Origin of the sequence: Peribacillus sp. Bi96 (genome assembly GCF_918698115.1) — a bacterium.
GTDB lineage: Bacteria > Bacillota > Bacilli > Bacillales > DSM-1321 > Peribacillus.
In genome coordinates this window covers 46,005-62,788 of the sequence record NZ_CAKKLV010000016.1, presented here as the reverse complement: position 1 = coordinate 62,788, position 16,784 = coordinate 46,005, and the positions used below count along the sequence as shown (strand labels likewise).

14 protein-coding genes are annotated in these 16,784 nt (G+C 39.3%); 10 read left to right on the top strand and 4 right to left on the bottom strand.

The features are described from left to right. Nucleotides 1-9: 9 nt before the first annotated feature. Nucleotides 10-573, top strand: coding sequence for a S8 family serine peptidase (locus tag LQ203_RS18425; protein WP_230160043.1), 564 nt, complete (start codon nucleotides 10-12; stop codon nucleotides 571-573). Between the two features lie 315 nt (nucleotides 574-888). Here the strand turns inward: LQ203_RS18425 and LQ203_RS18420 are convergent, their stop codons facing one another. Further along, nucleotides 889-2,847, bottom strand: coding sequence for an FAD-dependent oxidoreductase (locus LQ203_RS18420; protein ID WP_230160041.1), 1,959 nt, complete (start codon nucleotides 2,845-2,847; stop codon nucleotides 889-891). 351 nt (nucleotides 2,848-3,198) lie between these two features. Here LQ203_RS18420 and LQ203_RS18415 point away from each other — a divergent pair, with 351 nt between their 5' ends. From LQ203_RS18415 to LQ203_RS18405, 3 genes are all read left to right on the top strand, one after another. Then, entirely contained in the window at nucleotides 3,199-4,962 is a 1,764-nt protein-coding gene (locus LQ203_RS18415; RefSeq protein ID WP_230160039.1) for a sigma 54-interacting transcriptional regulator, read from the top strand. Nucleotides 4,963-5,058: 96 nt separating this feature from the next. Further along, nucleotides 5,059-5,199 (top strand): hypothetical protein, encoded by a 141-nt coding sequence (locus LQ203_RS18410; RefSeq protein WP_230160037.1) that lies wholly within the window; start codon nucleotides 5,059-5,061, stop codon nucleotides 5,197-5,199. Further along, nucleotides 5,200-6,801, top strand: coding sequence for a sodium:solute symporter family protein (locus LQ203_RS18405; RefSeq protein WP_230160035.1), 1,602 nt, complete (start codon nucleotides 5,200-5,202; stop codon nucleotides 6,799-6,801). It abuts the gene before it with no gap. 201 nt (nucleotides 6,802-7,002) lie between these two features. Here the strand turns inward: LQ203_RS18405 and LQ203_RS18400 are convergent, their stop codons facing one another. Beyond that, on the bottom strand, nucleotides 7,003-7,905 hold the full coding sequence (locus LQ203_RS18400) for a DMT family transporter (protein ID WP_230160033.1): 903 nt from the start codon (nucleotides 7,903-7,905) through the stop codon (nucleotides 7,003-7,005). A gap of 161 nt (nucleotides 7,906-8,066) precedes the next feature. Here LQ203_RS18400 and LQ203_RS18395 point away from each other — a divergent pair, with 161 nt between their 5' ends. Further along, nucleotides 8,067-9,443, top strand: a complete 1,377-nt coding sequence (locus LQ203_RS18395) for a PLP-dependent aminotransferase family protein (protein WP_230160031.1) — start codon at nucleotides 8,067-8,069, stop codon at nucleotides 9,441-9,443. 126 nt (nucleotides 9,444-9,569) lie between these two features. Here LQ203_RS18395 and LQ203_RS18390 read toward each other — a convergent pair whose 3' ends face one another. Further along, nucleotides 9,570-10,487 carry an aldo/keto reductase gene (locus tag LQ203_RS18390; protein WP_230160029.1) on the bottom strand — a complete coding sequence of 306 codons (918 nt, stop codon included), beginning with the start codon at nucleotides 10,485-10,487 and terminating at the stop codon, nucleotides 9,570-9,572. A gap of 571 nt (nucleotides 10,488-11,058) precedes the next feature. On the opposite strand from LQ203_RS18390, the gene LQ203_RS18385 reads away from it, so the two are divergent. Beyond that, nucleotides 11,059-12,513, top strand: coding sequence for an Msr family ABC-F type ribosomal protection protein (locus LQ203_RS18385; RefSeq protein ID WP_230160022.1), 1,455 nt, complete (start codon nucleotides 11,059-11,061; stop codon nucleotides 12,511-12,513). An 85-nt stretch (nucleotides 12,514-12,598) separates the two neighbouring features. On the opposite strand, the gene LQ203_RS18380 is transcribed toward LQ203_RS18385, so the two are convergent. Beyond that, nucleotides 12,599-13,093, bottom strand: coding sequence for a L,D-transpeptidase family protein (locus tag LQ203_RS18380; protein WP_230160195.1), 495 nt, complete (start codon nucleotides 13,091-13,093; stop codon nucleotides 12,599-12,601). A 218-nt stretch (nucleotides 13,094-13,311) separates the two neighbouring features. Here LQ203_RS18380 and LQ203_RS18375 point away from each other — a divergent pair, with 218 nt between their 5' ends. The 4 genes from LQ203_RS18375 to LQ203_RS18360 all read left to right on the top strand — a co-directional run bounded on the left by LQ203_RS18375 (nucleotide 13,312) and on the right by LQ203_RS18360 (nucleotide 16,781). Beyond that, nucleotides 13,312-13,650 carry a hypothetical protein gene (locus tag LQ203_RS18375; RefSeq protein WP_230160021.1) on the top strand — a complete coding sequence of 113 codons (339 nt, stop codon included), beginning with the start codon at nucleotides 13,312-13,314 and terminating at the stop codon, nucleotides 13,648-13,650. 187 nt (nucleotides 13,651-13,837) lie between these two features. Beyond that, a complete protein-coding gene (locus LQ203_RS18370; RefSeq protein WP_230160020.1) occupies nucleotides 13,838-14,563 on the top strand; it encodes a ZIP family metal transporter in 726 nt (241 codons plus the stop codon). Nucleotides 14,564-15,161: 598 nt separating this feature from the next. Next, the gene (locus LQ203_RS18365; RefSeq protein ID WP_230160017.1) at nucleotides 15,162-15,992 is read left to right on the top strand and encodes a hypothetical protein; all 831 of its coding nucleotides are present in this window, start codon (nucleotides 15,162-15,164) and stop codon (nucleotides 15,990-15,992) included. Nucleotides 15,993-16,415: 423 nt separating this feature from the next. Next, complete coding sequence (locus LQ203_RS18360) at nucleotides 16,416-16,781, top strand: hypothetical protein (protein WP_230160015.1); 366 nt, start codon at nucleotides 16,416-16,418, stop codon at nucleotides 16,779-16,781. The last annotated feature ends 3 nt before the right edge of the window (nucleotides 16,782-16,784 follow it).

Sequence of the window (16,784 nt, the reverse complement as noted above, 5' to 3'; positions counted from 1 at the left end):
ATTCTACCTTTGAAATTTATTAATGGATCTACTGGAAATACTGATAATGCAATAAGGGCAATTGAATATGCATATAAAATGGGAGTTAGAATCATTAATTGCAGTTGGGATAATACTAATTTTGATACTGGTTTGTACGATACAATGAAAAAATATAAAGATATATTGTTTATTAGTTCATCTGGTAATAATCAAAATAACTTAAAGAAAACACCTGTATATCCATGCAGTTTTGAACTAGATAATGTTGTTTGTGTGGCGGCTGTTAATAATACTGGTAAAATATATGAATACTCAGGCTATGGTAGTGAAGATTTGATTTATGCTCCTGGTGAAACTATATTAGGTTCCTTACCAGAAAATGATTACCTATATTCAAGTGGTGCATCTTTCGCTACAGCTTATGTAACAGGAGTAGCAGCTTTAGTATTAAGTGAGTATGAGGACATTAGTAGTAATGATTTAGCCCAAGTACTTAAAATCAGTAAAAAATCGTTAACGAATGCTAACGCAGATACCTATGACATAATTGATGCTAAAAAAGCTCTTGAAAAAGCAAAAGTTATGGAGTGAAAAATATTATTAGGGATTGATATTATGTTTTATTTACTTATTATTATAATGATAGGAATTTGCTTTCTACAATATAAAATGGTTAAAAAATCTACTATACTTGCAGGTTTGCTTTTACCTATCCTATTTAGTATTGCTTACATCTTTCTTAATTTTGATAATTTTCATATATACGTGTTAGTTTTTTGTATTATACTTTGGTTAATATTTTTTTGGAAAGTGCTCAATTTTAAAAAAAGGTAAGAATAAAATAAGGCCGTGCCTAACATATATAATAAGAAAAAGAGACATTCCTTTGGGAATGTCTCTTTCCCCCTATAAACTAATAGCACTCATCATCCCTTCATGCGTCGCTTCCTCTATCGTTCGTGGTCCAAGACAATCCCCAATCTGCTTCACGACGGGTGCATGGCCTTTCATTTCTTCGAATAGTTCTGTATTGGGAATGCGGCCAAGGGAGAGGACGATGGAGTCCCAATTGGTTAGTTCTTCTTTTTGTTGGTTGAATAGATTCCGGATGATGACGTGATCTTCTTTGATTGCCCCGATATCGTAATGGGGAAGGAGTTTGACGTTTAGGTTGTATAGTTTTTTTAGGTATTCATTTCTGAGATATTGGTGGACGGTTTCGCCAATGTGCAGTCTGGATGATATGAGTGTGACTTGGTGACCTTTTTCGGCTAGGTAGATGGCTGCTTCCATGCCAGGCCAGTCACCGCCAAAGTCGAACACTAATACGTTGTCGCCAACTTTTTTGGTTGAGCTGAAGAGGTCATCACTCATGATAATCCGTGGGTCATCCATTCCTTCGATGGCTGGTGTATAGGGCCGCGAGCCGGTGGCACAGATAATGGCGTCCGGTTTCGATTCGGATATTTCTTGGGCAGTTGCAGTTTTGCCTAATTGCACATTTATATTGCTTCTCATTATTTTCCGGGAGTAGTTATCGAGCATCGATTCTGCCAGTTCATGTCGCATCGGTGCTTTGCGCATCGTGCGGAGTAGGCCGCCGATTGATTTACTTTGATCGATCAGTGTAACGGAATGACCAAGTGTGTCCGCTGTTATGGCTGCCTGTAATCCGCCAGGTCCGGCACCAATCACTAGGACATTCTGTTTGCTTCTCGTTTTCTTTAATTCTGGTAATATCCATGCTTCTTTACCTGTTGTTGGGTTTTGGACACAGCCAATCGGCAGTCCTTTATGATAGTGACCGATGCAGGCTTGTAAACAGCCAATACATGCATCGATTGCTTGCAGGTCACCGTTCTTTGCTTTGTTGGGCATGTCAGGGTCGACGATTAAAGCCCTGGTCATTCCCACAACATCGGCTTTTCCGGTTGATACGATCTGTTCGGCTTCAACCGGGTCGACGATTCGATTACCGACAAAGACCGGTACCGCTCCTGCCATTCTGATTTTGAATCCATGCGGTGATAGGTAAGCGTGCTTTATCGGTGATGGCGGCACGATATGTGTTGATCCCTCGAAGGTACTGGAATCTCCGGCTGTGACGTTAATGAAATCCAATCGGACCTTTTCCGCGAGGTATTCGACGATTTGCACGGAATCCTTCATCGTTGTCCCGTCCATCGTCAATTCATCTGAGCTCATCCGAATGCCAACGGTAAAGTCTTCCCCGACTCTTTCCCATACTTTTTCCAAAATATTCACGATGAATCGCATCCGATTTTCAAAGGACCCGCCATAGAGATCGGTGCGCTTATTTGTATGCACGGACCAAAACTGGGCAGGGAGATATCCGTGTGAACAGCAAATTTCCACTCCATCCAGTCCGCCATCCTTTGCCAGCTGTGCTGAATGGGCGAACCCTTCAATCACTCCTTCAATATCTTCTAAACTCATGGGTTTTGGCATGACACCGAAGCGTAAGCTTGGAACGGCGGATGGCGCCCATGCTGCATTTCGATAGTCGCTCGATACAACTTCCCTTCCGCCATGAAATAGCTGGGAGAAAACCTTCGTTCCATATGTATGGAGCGTTTCGGAAATCTCTTTGTAGGCAGGGACGATTCTTTGGTCATATCCTGCAATCGTTTTGGACGTAAGCATGCCGGATGGATGTACGGATGCTGCTTCAAGGATGATCAATCCGACGCCCCCTTTAGCGCGGGCTTTATGATAGGCCACCATATCCGAAGTGGGAATCCCGTCCGTTACGTGATTTGTTTGATGTGCTGTACTTAAAATCCGGTTTTTCAATTCAGTATGTCCGATCGTTAATTGGGTAAACAGATTTTTGAATTGAGCCATAATCGTGACCACTCCCTAATTTTAGATAGAATGAGAGTATAGAGGACATCCAATCGCCCTCTAGCTTTTCTCCATATAGGTTCAATATGCAATAATCATGCCGTTTGGGGAATCTGGCTGAATAAACATTTTTTACATTTGTAAGGAGGGTTTGGCTCATGAATCGAGTATTTTATATATAGATAACTGAACCTTTTTTGAAAAATGGTGATTCATTATAGGTTCAGTTCAAAATTGGTTGGTATATGGACTTTCGTTGCTTATGAAAGGGGTACTTATTTTTTTGTGTACGAAAAAGTGTAACAAATTCGGTTCGAAATCAAACGATGAGGTGATCGGGTGGAACCTGAAGTGAAAAAAGAAGCACTAATTGTATTTTCCGATATTTCTATTTTGGATGTAAAATCATTACTGAAAATTAATTCCTCTCCCTTTATTGTCATGAAAAATCACTTGGAAATCCTCGGTATATTAGATGAGGGACTCTTTTTAAAGAAGTTGGATATTGATGGTCCAAACAGGGAAATCATTGATTACCTTAATCAATCTTTTGTCGTTGTGGATGATGTCGATAAGCTCAATGAAGAGGATATGAGCACCTATGACTTTGTGATTCAACATGGAGATAATCAATATAGATGCTATCCGAACTATGAAGTAAAGGAAATCCTGCTTAAAAAGAAGATTAAGAGCTTAATAAGTTTAAACGAATCACTGCATGAAGAGCTGGAGGTGACAAGAAAGAAAGTAAAGGAGCTCACACAAATACTGCATTCTAGCTATGATGAAATATTCGTGACGGATGCCAACGGGGACACGTTATTCGTGAGTGAAGCATGTAAGAAGCTTACAGGGCTGCCACCGGAGGCCTTTATTAATAAGAACATTAAAGAGTTAGTGGAAAAGGGGCTGATCAACAATTCGGTTACATTAAAAACGATGAAGACGAAAGCGGTCCATTCAGCTGAGCAAACGTATCCGCATGGGTTGACTGTATTTAGCACAGCCAAGCCAATCTTTGATGAGGAGGGGAACTTATACAGAATTGTATCGAATTCCAGGGATATCACGGAGTTAGTTGAGATGAAGAGTAAATTAAACCAAGTGAATCTTAGGAGTCAACTAGCACAAAATGAGCATTCTCAGAGTAAAAAAACCGTGTCCCTCAATAACTTCATTACAAATTCGGATAAGATGATTCATGTACTGGAATTAGCTGAAAAAGTGGCTCCAATGGATTCATCGATTTTCATCCATGGAGAAACCGGAGTCGGAAAAGGGGTTTTGGCAAGGATCATCCATGATTTAAGCAATAGAAAGGATAAAACGTTCATTCAAGTGAATTGCGGCGCGATTCCATCCGCATTAATTGAGTCCGAGCTGTTTGGTTACGAAAGCGGGGCATTCACGGGAGCTAATAAGCACGGGAAACAAGGACTTGTTGAGAGTGCTGATGGCGGCACGCTGTTTCTTGATGAAATCGGGGAAATGCCGCTCGACATTCAGGTGAAAATCCTGCATCTGGTCCAGGAGAGAACATTCATGAAGGTGGGTGGAACCAAGGAGAAAAAGGTGAATATTCGGATTATCTCCGCTACGAATAAAGACTTGAAGCAAATGATCAAGAATAATCAGTTTCGCGAGGATCTATATTATCGATTGCATGTCGTTCCATTGGAAATTCCACAGCTGCGTGAGCGAAAGGAAGATATCTTATTATTAACCGATTATTTTTTGAAGAAATTCAATGAGAAATACGGTCAATCAATCCGTATCGATGATCATTCCAAGTTAATTTTGCAGCTGCAGCAATATCCGGGTAATGTTCGGGAATTGGAAAATGTAATTGAACAAATTGTCGTGACGGCTAGAAAGCCTATTGTAACGATAGAGGATCTGCCTTCCGATTTAACGTACAAAGATACTGCACTTGTCAATTTAACAGGAATCATTCCCTTGAAAAAAGCGTTAGAGGAAACGGAAAAGCAATTATTGTCACAGGCCCTTTCTACATATAAATCTACCCGAAAAATGGCCAAAGCTCTGGAGGTTAGCCAAACGACGATCATGCGCAAACTTGGCAAATACCAATTTGTATATGATGAGAATAAATAACGATGACTCTTATTAAAATCTGAAAATTCGAAAAGTTGGTATGGATATTGCATATTTACCTATTGATTATTTCAATTTTGATAAGGGGGTCAAGAAATGGGTGAGTTAATTTTCAGCTTGAGCTATGGGGGTTCCTTAATCGTCATGGGGTGGATCACGAAGGTTTTTCTGATAAAAATGAAAAGGAATCAAGAAGCAATAAAAGAAAAAGCTCCGATTGAAAAGGTGGGGATGTAAATGGCTTTCCTCATAGGAATCATTGTATCTTTTTGTGTTTATGTCTCAATCGGCATCTTTTTATTCAGGAAAGTGAAAAGCTCAGAGGAATATTATGTATCTGGACGAAGTGGAAACACATTGATGATAACCGGTACGCTTGTTGCTTCTTTCTTAAGCACCGTATCCTTTATGGGAGAAGCAGGATTTTCCTATGAAGGGTACCCGATCCTGCTGCTTATCCTCGTTATTTTTAATGCAAGCGGCTATATATTCGGCGTTTTCCTGTTTGGGAGATATTTAAGAAGAAGCAAGTCATTGACGGTCCCTGAATTTTTTGGTAATCGCTTTCATTCTAAAAAAGTACGACTGGCCGCTGCCATCACGACGATTCTCGGAATCTCTGCATACTTAGTTGCCGTTACTCAAGGGGCAGCCGTTTTATTGGCCGAGGTTTCTGGTGTTTCATATCCAATAGCCTTGATCATCATGTGGCTAGTCTATTCATCATTTACGATTCTCTCTGGGGCGAAAGGGGTTATGGTAAATGATACAATCATGTTCTTTTTATTCTCAATCGCAACGTATCTTAGTTTTCCTTATATTATTAAATCTGCGGGTGGATTTCCTAATGCCATTACAAAGGCAGCGAATCTAGCTGAAAGGCCGGATTTATTGAGTTGGCACGGTATTACTGGATCAGGTGCTACTATGGGAACGCCTTGGGAAGCATTAGCCTGGGCAGTCATCATGGGCTTGGTCTGGGGAATTGTCATTGCAGTAAGCCCTTGGCAAAGCAGCCGGTATTTAATGGCTAAAAATGAACACGTAGCCATCCGTGCTGGCGTTTGGGCAACCATATCGATTTTGTCCGTCTACTTGTTTCTCCATATCAGCATATCGACGATCACCACGATCAAAGCAGATATCGCACCGACGGAAAAGGTATTCATTTGGGCAGCGATGAATATTGTCCCTACATGGCTTGGGGTCATCATTATTAGCGGCATCATGGCGGCTGCATTATCTTCCTGTTCAAGCTTCCTTCAGATAATCGGGAGCAGCATAACACGGGATATCATGGAGCAATCAAGAAATAAGAAATACACAGATCACCATCTCTTACGTACCAGCCGCATTTCCATGGTGGTCATTAGCTTGATCATCTTATTGATTGGATTGTTCCAGCCGCCAGCTGTCATGTGGATCGGTTATTTTGCGGCTACATTATTTGCCGCATCATGGGGGCCAATCGCCATTTCAAGTGTATTTTCAAAGAAGATAACGAAAGAAGGGGCCTTTTGGAGTATCGTATTCGGTTTCTTTGGAGTGATTCTCGGAGAAAGCCTGGGCATGTTCGGGATTAGCCTTCCTGTTTACTTCAACTCTGTGATCATCGGATTAATTCTAAGTATAAGCGCACTCATCATTGGCTCTAAATATGGAGTGATCACCAAGGAAGAAAGGGAGTTTCAGGCAAATATCCTTCAAACCCCAATAGAAATAGACGAGCAAAAAGAAATGAACATCACCCGCAGATACCCAGCCTATTTAATGATCAGCGGCGTCATGATTATCATGGTTACACTCATGTTTTATTATTGGCCAATCAATATGAATTGATTAGGGACAAATAAATTAGCTTATGGCGAATAGTGGATACTATGTGAAACACATAGATTATCCACTATTTTTTTAGGTTTGCTTTCATTAAAATTGACATCCGTTGCTCGTCTGTACTTTACTTTCCCTTCTATATTGAACCACCTTGTTCATGACCACCGCTTCATCTACTATCATTCGGTCATCTCAGTTGGTCATTGATTAGTGTTTCTCGGATACAGCTACCTTTTTTGTTACGTGAGCATTTTTGCCTAAAATAACAGAAAAGACAACAATCACTGCTGTTACAAGAGTGAAAAATGTGATGGATTCATCTAGAAATACTGTTGCAAATAGAATCATTAAAAATGGTTGTAAGTATTGAATCTGACTAACCCTTGATATTCCGCCCATGGCCATTCCGCTATACCAAGCAACATATGCTAGAAATTGACTAACCACTGCGAGATACATTAAACTAACCCAAGCTTGGATAGGGGCATGGAGCATTTCCGTTGTAAGGTTTAGCCCAACTGGAATAATGAAAAAAGGAGCACCGATCATTATTGCCCAAGCAATCACTTGCCAGCTGCCCAATTCTTTCGCTAATTTCCCCCCTTCTGCGTAACTTAGCCCCAGTATAATCACTGCTGTTAGTAAAGCTAAATCGGCAAATTGCAATTGACCGAATCCAAGATGAAGTGCATACATAATGACAGCTAAAGAGCCGATTATACTTGAAACCCAGAATTTGATTGAAGGGATTTCCCCTGCTCTAAACATAGCGAATCCCGCTGTTGCTAACGGTAACAGGGCTACTTCCACAGCTCCATGAGAAACAGGCAAGGATTCCATTGCCCAGGAAGTGAGGAGAGGAAATCCTAAAACTGCACCAACCGCAACAATAAGTAGACTTTTGAATTGCCCTGGAGAAGGTAGCTTTTCCTTTCGAACGATCAATACTACAGCTACTAAAATAGCAGCAACAACCGTTCTTCCTAAACCGACGACCGTAGTCCCAAAATACTCTACAGCAATACTTGTAGCGGGGAGCGTTAAGCTAAAACAAATGACGCCTGCTAATCCCAACAATAATCCTAATTTCTCCCTGGTTACTCCCTGCATCTTACCCAACCCCAATCTTTATATTTTGTATCACATCTGTACCATTGTTTACTTCTCATAAAAAACAGTTTTGATATAATTAACATACTATGAGTACATACAATAAAAATAAACCCATTTTTTACCCATCTGACCTGGTACAGTTCAAGGAGGACTAATGGATGAACTCAAAATATATTAAGATAATGGAAGAAATTAAGCTTCGACTAGCAGGTGGTTCGCTAATTGCAGGCAGTAAACTCCCTTCTGTTCGTCAGTTATCTGAATATTTTTCATGCAGCAAGAATACGGTCATTAAAGCATACGAGGAACTTGAAAAAGAGCATTTAATTTATTCCGTTCCTAAAAGCGGCTACTATGTTGTGAATGAATTTCTAAAAGCTACGGAAGAAATTGAGGTGATTGATTTCTTGTCTGCTGGTCCAGATAAAAACGTTATGCCTTATGTGGAATTTCAACATTGTATGAATCAAGCAATTGACCAATATAAAGAAGATCTTTTTACCTACTCTGATCAACAAGGGCTTTACTCACTACGAGTACAGGTAGTGAAGTATTTGCAAGATTTACAGGTGTTCACTCAACCTGAAAGATTAGTCGTTGTATCTGGCTCGCAGCAAGCCCTTCATTTATTAGTTTCTATGCCATTTCCGAATGGAAAAAACAATATACTAATTGAACAGCCTACTTATTTCGGATTCATTGAATCCATCAATATGCATCAAGCTACTGCTTTTGGAATTGAATTATCGATGGATGGGATTGATCTTGATCGTCTGGAATACATTTTTCGAAATAATGATATAAAATTTTTCTATATGATCCCGAGATTTCATAATCCACTTGGACATTGTTACACGAATAGCGAAAAGAAAAAAATCGTTGAGCTAGCTGAAAAATACGATGTTTATATAGTGGAGGATGATATTTTAGGAGACCTTGATCCAAATCCAAAGTCCGATCCTTTATTTTCTTTTGACCCTTCTGGGAGAGTGATTTATATTAAAAGCTTTTCGAAAGTTTTTCTCCCAGGGTTAAGGATTGGTGCAGTTGTTCTTCCTGAATTAATGATCAACAATTTTTTACGATATAAATTCAGTTCGGATTTTAATAGTTCAGCACTTTCTCAAGGTGCGCTAGAAATCTATTTAAAAAGTGGTATGTTTAATAGTCATCTCAAAAAAGTAAAAGAGGTTTATCGTAATAAAATGCAAATCCTTCAAGAAGCATGTGAGGATTTGCTGCCGGCTAATACTTCTTTTTCAAAACCGAGTTCAGGGTTCTATCTATCCATCAGTTTGCCCGAGAATGTGACAGCAAAACAGGTCGTTCATATGCTAAACGAGCAGCATATCTATGTTGATGATGCCTCTAGAATGTTTTTACCAGAATATAAAAAGGAAAATCTCATTCGATTAAGCATCTCACAAGTGAACGAGTGTCAAATTAAATTAGGGGTAGAGCGATTGGCTCACTGTATTGCTTTAATTGACAGTAGAAAAAATAAAATGACTCCAAATCAATTTTTACACATTTAGTAGGGGTGTTGATTTCCACCACTTAGAAATTTGAATAAAATAGAACCCTCTAAAAAACGATGTTTTTTGGAGGGTTCTTAATTATCATTCTGATTTCTTTACTCAGAAAAGGGTTGATCTTCGTGTTTACGGCAGCACATTGCCTGCCTCACGATAGATGCCATACCATTCTTCGCGTGTAAGATGAATATCGCTTGCCTTGCAGCAATCCTTGAGGCGGTCTTCATTCATTGTCCCGATGACCGGCTGCATATGTGCGGGATGGCGTAAGAGCCATGCGATGACAATTGTCGTGTTGCTGACTTCATATTTGTCGGCGATTTCATTTATCTTTTGGTTCAATTCAGGGAACTTGTCGTTTCCGAGGAATACGCCTTCAAAGAATCCGTATTGGAAAGGTGACCAAGGCTGAATGGTGATATCGTTCAGTCTGCAAAAATCCAGTACACTGCCGTCCCGGTTCACAGCGTGGTCATTGTCCATATTTACGTTAAATCCATTGGAGATCATGTTGGCATTGGTGATGCTTAATTGTAGTTGGTTTGCCACAATCGTCTGCTTCACCGATTTTTTTAGCAACTGGATCTGCATCGGATTTTGGTTGGAAACACCGAAATGGCGCACTTTTCCTGAATTTTCAAGAATATCGAAGGCCTCGGCTACTTCTTCCGGCTCTACTAACGTGTCCGGACGGTGGAGTAGCAGAATATCCAGATAATCCGTTTTCAGCCGCTTCAAGCTTGCGTCCACCGAATCGAGGATATGCTCTTTGGAGAAGTCAAACATCCCCTTGCGTATGCCGCACTTGGATTGCAGGATGATCTTTTCACGAATGCTCGCGTTCATCCCGATGGCGTCCGCGAATATTTCCTCACATTCGCCACTGCCATAAATATCAGCATGGTCGAAGAAGTTCGCGCCCTCTTCCAGTGCCGTTTGGACAAAATGTCCAGCCTCGGCTTTATCCAGCGAATTGATTCGCATGCAGCCGACTGAAACGACCGGTACCTCTAATGTGCTGTTTCCAAGTTTCATTGTTCTCATGAATTATGGCCTCCTTATTTGTAATTGAGTACATGGTATGTGAGTCTGTCGCCTGCAGAGAAGAAATGGTTCACCCTTTCATTTCAGCGGGTTGTCTATGTCTGTCTTAACGTCACAAGTAAATCTGCGTATTTCTTTTTGATTGTGACACACACTCCTAGTAGTTTTCAAGATTTACCATGGGGTGACGAGAAATTAATGGAATCATCCATTATACAAAACAAAAAAAATTGACTATTGGAAATATCCTGGTTAGAATAGGGACAAGAATTGAAAGGAGCGATAAACGTGGCATTTTTACAACTATACTAATATACACACATATTATGGAAAAAACCACTTTGCATAAGGGGTTGTTTGCTGTGTGTATAGGATGGATATGTTGTAGAAGTTTTCTCGTTCTACCGAATATCTATGCCGATTTTTTTAGTACACAGAGCCTTCTGTGTACTTTTTATTTTGGAGGGATTTAACTTGATGATGTTACTTTTCTATTGATGCGAGCTTGAAATAGAAGCTCGTATCGATCCAAGCTATCGATACGAAATCACAAATTTCGGAGGTAGCGAATATGGAACAAATATGTTTTGAATTAGAAAATGTCGAAGTGACATATTTAGATAAAGAGATATTGAAGATTGAACGATTGGCTGTACATCAATTTGACCGCATTGGGATCGTCGGGAAAAATGGTACAGGGAAAAGTACGTTATTAAAGCTGCTTGCTGGAAAAATTCAACCGACAAGTGGAAAAGTAAAGTGTTACGTTGAAGGTGGCTATTTTGAGCAAGTTGAAGCCCCTGCTGTTACAGAAGCTGACCCGGCGATACTGGGAAGATTAGCCGTACCGAGAAATTCAGAGTCGCTAAGCGGCGGTGAGCAAACAAGGCTGAAGCTTGCCCAATTGTTTACGCACTATTTTGAAGCGTTACTTATCGATGAGCCGACAACCAACTTGGACCAAGACGGCATTTCGTTTTTACTTGATGCATTACGATATTATTATGGTGCGCTTCTATTAATCAGTCATGATCGGGCTGTACTAAACGAGCTTGTCACAAAGATTTGGGAAGTACATGAAGGCAAGGTACATGTATATTCAGGAAATTACAGCGAGTACATGGCACAGAAGCAGTTAAAACGTGAACAACAGAGGCAAGCTCATGAACAATTTATAAAAGAAAAGAGTCGACTTGAAAAAGCAGCGCAGGAAAAAATGAAAAAGGCTGAAAAAATCGCTCAAGCTGGAAGATTGTCAAAAAAAGAGGCGAATGCAAAACCGAATAAAACGTTTATGACGAAATCAAAAGGCACTAGCCAAAAAGCCGCGCAACGTGCAGCGAAGGCCATTGAGCATCGAGTGGAAAAACTTCAGGAAGTGGAAGCGGTACAAGAGGAAAGACACATCGTATTTCGCCAGTCAAAGCAATTGGAATTGCATAATAAGTTCCCAATTATGGCAGACCGAATGACTCTTCAAGTGAAGGAGAAAGTAATATTGGATGAAGTGAGTTTCCAGCTGCCACTCGGTAAAAAAATAGCCATTACAGGCAGCAATGGTAGCGGTAAAAGTACTTTGCTTCATCATATTGCGAATAATGGTGTAGGATTAGCGCTATCTCCAAAAGCAAAAATGGGTTACTTCCGTCAAATGAGCTATAGATTTGGAAGGGATGAAACGGTTCTGCAATTCTTGGGAAACCGCTCAGAATATGATGAAGGATTTTTAAGAAGCGTCCTGCATTCGATGCAGTTTGTCGGTACGGATATACAAAAAAGTGTTCAGTCATTAAGTGGCGGAGAAGCGATTCGCCTCCAACTTTGTCAGTTGTTCTTAGGGGAATACAACATTCTGTTATTAGATGAACCGACCAATTTTTTGGATATTCATGCCATTGAAGCATTAGAACGATTTATAGCTGCATATGAAGGGACGATCATATTTGTATCCCATGACCAAGCGTTCATAAACCATGTTGCAGATCTTCAGTATAAAATTCTTGCGAAAAAATTAAATCAAGTATGATCTGAATTAATGCCAAATAAGCCGATGGGACAATCTCGTCGGCTTATTTATAATGCGGAAAAAGTGCATAGGCAGCCCCTGCACATTAAGGATGAATCGTAACCATTGTCCCGATTGGAACAATTTTTGATAATTGCTCTACATCACGGTTATGCATACGAATACAGCCTTTTGATACAGCTCTACCAATTGAGCTTGGATCATTTGTTCCATGAATGCCATAGTGTTCTTTGGATAAACTCATCCACATTATACCGAACGGCCCTCCAGGGTTGGGATCTTTATTGATAATGATGAACTGTCCTACAGGTGTTCCGAACAACATTCTGCCAACGGCGATGGGATATTGTTTTTGCAGTACGCCATCTTTTAATAACCTTAGCCAGCGATTGTTAACGGACACTTCGATGCTGTAAGGAATGGTATCAGGAGGGGGGAAACCAGGGATCATAATGGGTTGGCCAGGATAAATGACATTTGGATTTATTGTCGGGTTAGCATTGATGATTGCCGATAGCGGTTTCCGATAGTCCCTGGATATCTGTGTAAGTGTTTCACCTGGTTTAACTGTATGAATCAGACTGAACACCTCCATAGTTTATAGTTGTCATGCTTCATTGTATGTAGATTATTAAAAGCGGTTATTGATCAGCTAGCTACTGACTGGGGAGGCTGTTATCTGTTTTTAATAAAACTTATTTATTAAGTAACTAAGCCGAAAAGAAACCGAAATGAACGTTTGATAAAATAAGTTTTTATGGAGAAGAATTTTTTGTTAGTTAAAGAGGGGGAATAAGGGTGGAGGAACATGTGAAAAAGGCTTTAATCGAATGGAATGAAGAAATTAGTGATGTGTTAAATGGGATAGAAAAAGAGTATGAAGAAGTTAAGCGTGAACTTCAGGTTTATTCCTATAAATTCAATATTACCAAACAGGTTGTACAATCGACTATAAATGATGAAATTATTCGAAACATTCGCGAGCTCTATCATAAACCTTTTGAACAAAAATTGAACGAATTGAAAGAGTCTATAAAAGAGCTGGAAGAAAAGAGAAAGGTTTTCCAAATGTTTGTTGATAAAATTGAAAAGGTTAGTGAAAGAGAAGAAGGAAAACCGCAAATATCAGTCATATAAGGCAGCGATGCACCATAATGATTACCAATAAAGGTAGGGTAACATAAGGAATCTACTATTCTATACACAACTACTATGGCAGCGAATATAACTGCTTTTTTTTTGCTGGAATTTGCAAAAGCGGCCCCTTGTTTACCGCAACATCAACTCGGGTACTATCCTATAAAAAAGGAAATGAGGGTATACCATGTGGAATGCGGTCTTTTGGGGAGGGGTTTCGGGTTCTGCTGTCTTGCTTGGTGCACTTGCGGCCATCTTCATTCCGATTAAGAAAAACATCATTGGCTACATCATGGCATTTGGAACAGGCGTATTGATTGGTGCGGCTACATATGAGCTGCTTGCCGATTCTGTGAATGATGGAGGAATCTGGGCGACGGCGATTGGATTTATAGCAGGAGCCGGCGTGTTTACTTGCTTGGATTTTCTTGTTTCCAAAAAGGGTGCGGATAAAAGGAAACGGTCTAATAATAGTTCATCGAAAGAAGCGGGCATGGCCATTTTTATTGGGACCGTGATGGATGCCATACCAGAGTCGATCATGATTGGCGCAAGCTTAATAAGCGGCGGAACGGTAAGCTGGTTATTGGTCATTGCCATCTTCATCAGTAATATTCCAGAGGGACTCTCAAGTACAACGGGCCTGCTCAATAGTAACTATTCCAAGAAGAAAATCATGCTGCTGTGGTTTTCCGTCCTGCTTATCTCGGCATTATCCTCGATGTCCGGCTATCTATTTCTCGATCATGCCCCGGAATATGTGATGGCAGCGATGGCAGCCTTTGCAGGCGGTGGCATTATCGCCATGATTGCGTCAACGATGATGCCTGAAGCATACGAAGACGGAGGACCGATCACGGGCATATTTACAGCAGCCGGCCTGCTCATCTCTTTGATTCTGGATTCGATGTAACGCGAAAAGTAGCAAAAAATAAGATTGATCTATTAAAGTATTGGGATTCAAACTTTTTGATACAGAGTTAGACATGAAGATTAAATCAAATGAGTCGGTCGTCCCTGACCTATATGATAAGAAAAAGAGACATTCGCCATAAGAATGTCTCTTTATAAATTTTAACATTCCTTTATGTGTTGCTTCCTCTAATGTGTGGGGTTCAAGACAATTCTCTATCTGTTTCACCGCGGGAGCAAGCCTTTTTAATTTTTCAAATAGTTATGTATTGGGAACGCAATCAAGAGAATGATAGAATCCTAATTATCTAAATTTCTTCTTTTTGTTGTGTAAATAAATTTGGATAACAACTCGATCTTGCCCAATGTTTCCTACTCACAAATTGCAAAATATTTAAGTATAACAAAGTCTACAGTTCAAGATACATAGGAAAGGGCTGATAGGAAAATAAGTATTAGAATTACAACAGTTTTGTTCTGTGTGAATTAGATGAGTGTCTTTTTTTGTCGAATGAAAACCCTATACAAATATAATAAACAGAGTTACAATTTCCGTTTGTATTATTTTAGAAAAAAATGTATATAAAGGGATAATTATGATGAAGTTCGAAAATAAGTTTTATTCAGTGTTATGTACCACAGTTTTATTTAGTAGCCTAACAGGCTTTACAGCTTACGCTGAAGAGTCAGAAAGTGTGAACAATGAAGTTATCAGTAAAAATGAGAAAACTGCCAAAGTTGAAGACTCAGAAACGGGAGAGATTGTTAAAGTGAATTTTGAATCGAATGCAAATGGAATGGACATTTCTGATACACTTATTGAAGATATTGTAAGTCAAGCAGATGGCAGTGATAACATAACAATTTATGATGTAATAACGGACACAACTAAAGACACATCTGAAACATATTCTACAAAAAGTTTAGAAAATGCTCTAAGTCCTATTCAAAGTAAATCAGTTAAGGTATCGTCAGCAAGCGGAATTTCAACGTTTAGCATAATGGGGATTACTATCGAGGATGATGAATCAGATTATTCCGCACAAGGAGTAATCTATAAATATTCTACAGCAAAGAAATTTTCTGACAGAACAAATGGTGCCGCTAAATCAATTATATCAGTTCCAAGAGGATTAAAAGAAACTTTGTCGGACTCAGTAACTATTTCCAATAGCGCAACTGCGACAGGGTCGTTAACTAAGGGGGCAGCAGCGTCTTTAGATGCAAGTTTAAGCAATACAGTGTCGTATACTTATACTAGAACTCGAGAATTTTCAGGTCCTCCAAAAGGATATACAACAAGATTCTATTATTCAACAAAATACTATGATAGAGGTAATTATACAGTAACTAGAACTACTAGAGCTACGGGCAAGAAAAAGTATTTTAAAGGAACATATAGAGAACCTAGAATCAAGATCAAATTGTAAATTGGTCTCGAGATACAAAGTAATTTACCGGGGAATGCCACTTAATAATATAAACACTTAACTTTATTGTTTCGTTTGTGTCCTATTATCCTATTACTTTTTATATGGGCAGCTATGAATAGTGTCCCTACATGGCTTGGGGTAATTAATTGTATGTGGAATCATGGCTGCAGTCTTATAGTGGGTAGAATAACATTAGATGAACTTAAAATCTTTACTAGAGCAAACAGTGTAATAAACTGATTGCTCTAGTAAATTTATGTTTATATTTGGTATAAGAGTTTATTAGATATTGATATACATCGGGAGAAAATTTTTTTGGAGAATACAGAATTAACTGTATGGTTGGTGTTAAAATATCATCTCAAAACATACACTCTTCATAGAAAAGTATTAGATTTTAGACATTGAGGAGATGGAGAAATGAACTTCGAGATGCAAATAGCGAATATGCTGGCAAAAAATATACATGGTTTTATAAAATTTGTTGATAAACATCATAAAAATAAAAACAACATCTTTTGTTTACATACAGATAAATTGTATCAATTAAAGCTTCTTGTTGAGGAGTTTAAGTTTCAAGTATTGGCAGATGAACTTAAAAGAATCAATCGGTTTACCTGGGATGAAAACTACACGCATTTATTGGTTGATAGATTTAGAAAAGGAATGAGCATCATTGAGGAATACGTAGAAAATAACTACAGTGATTTATTCATTTTTACCGCCAGACTTTACACATTGAATAGCCTCAGCTTATTATTTTGCAAGGAGGAAGAATCAATATAACCA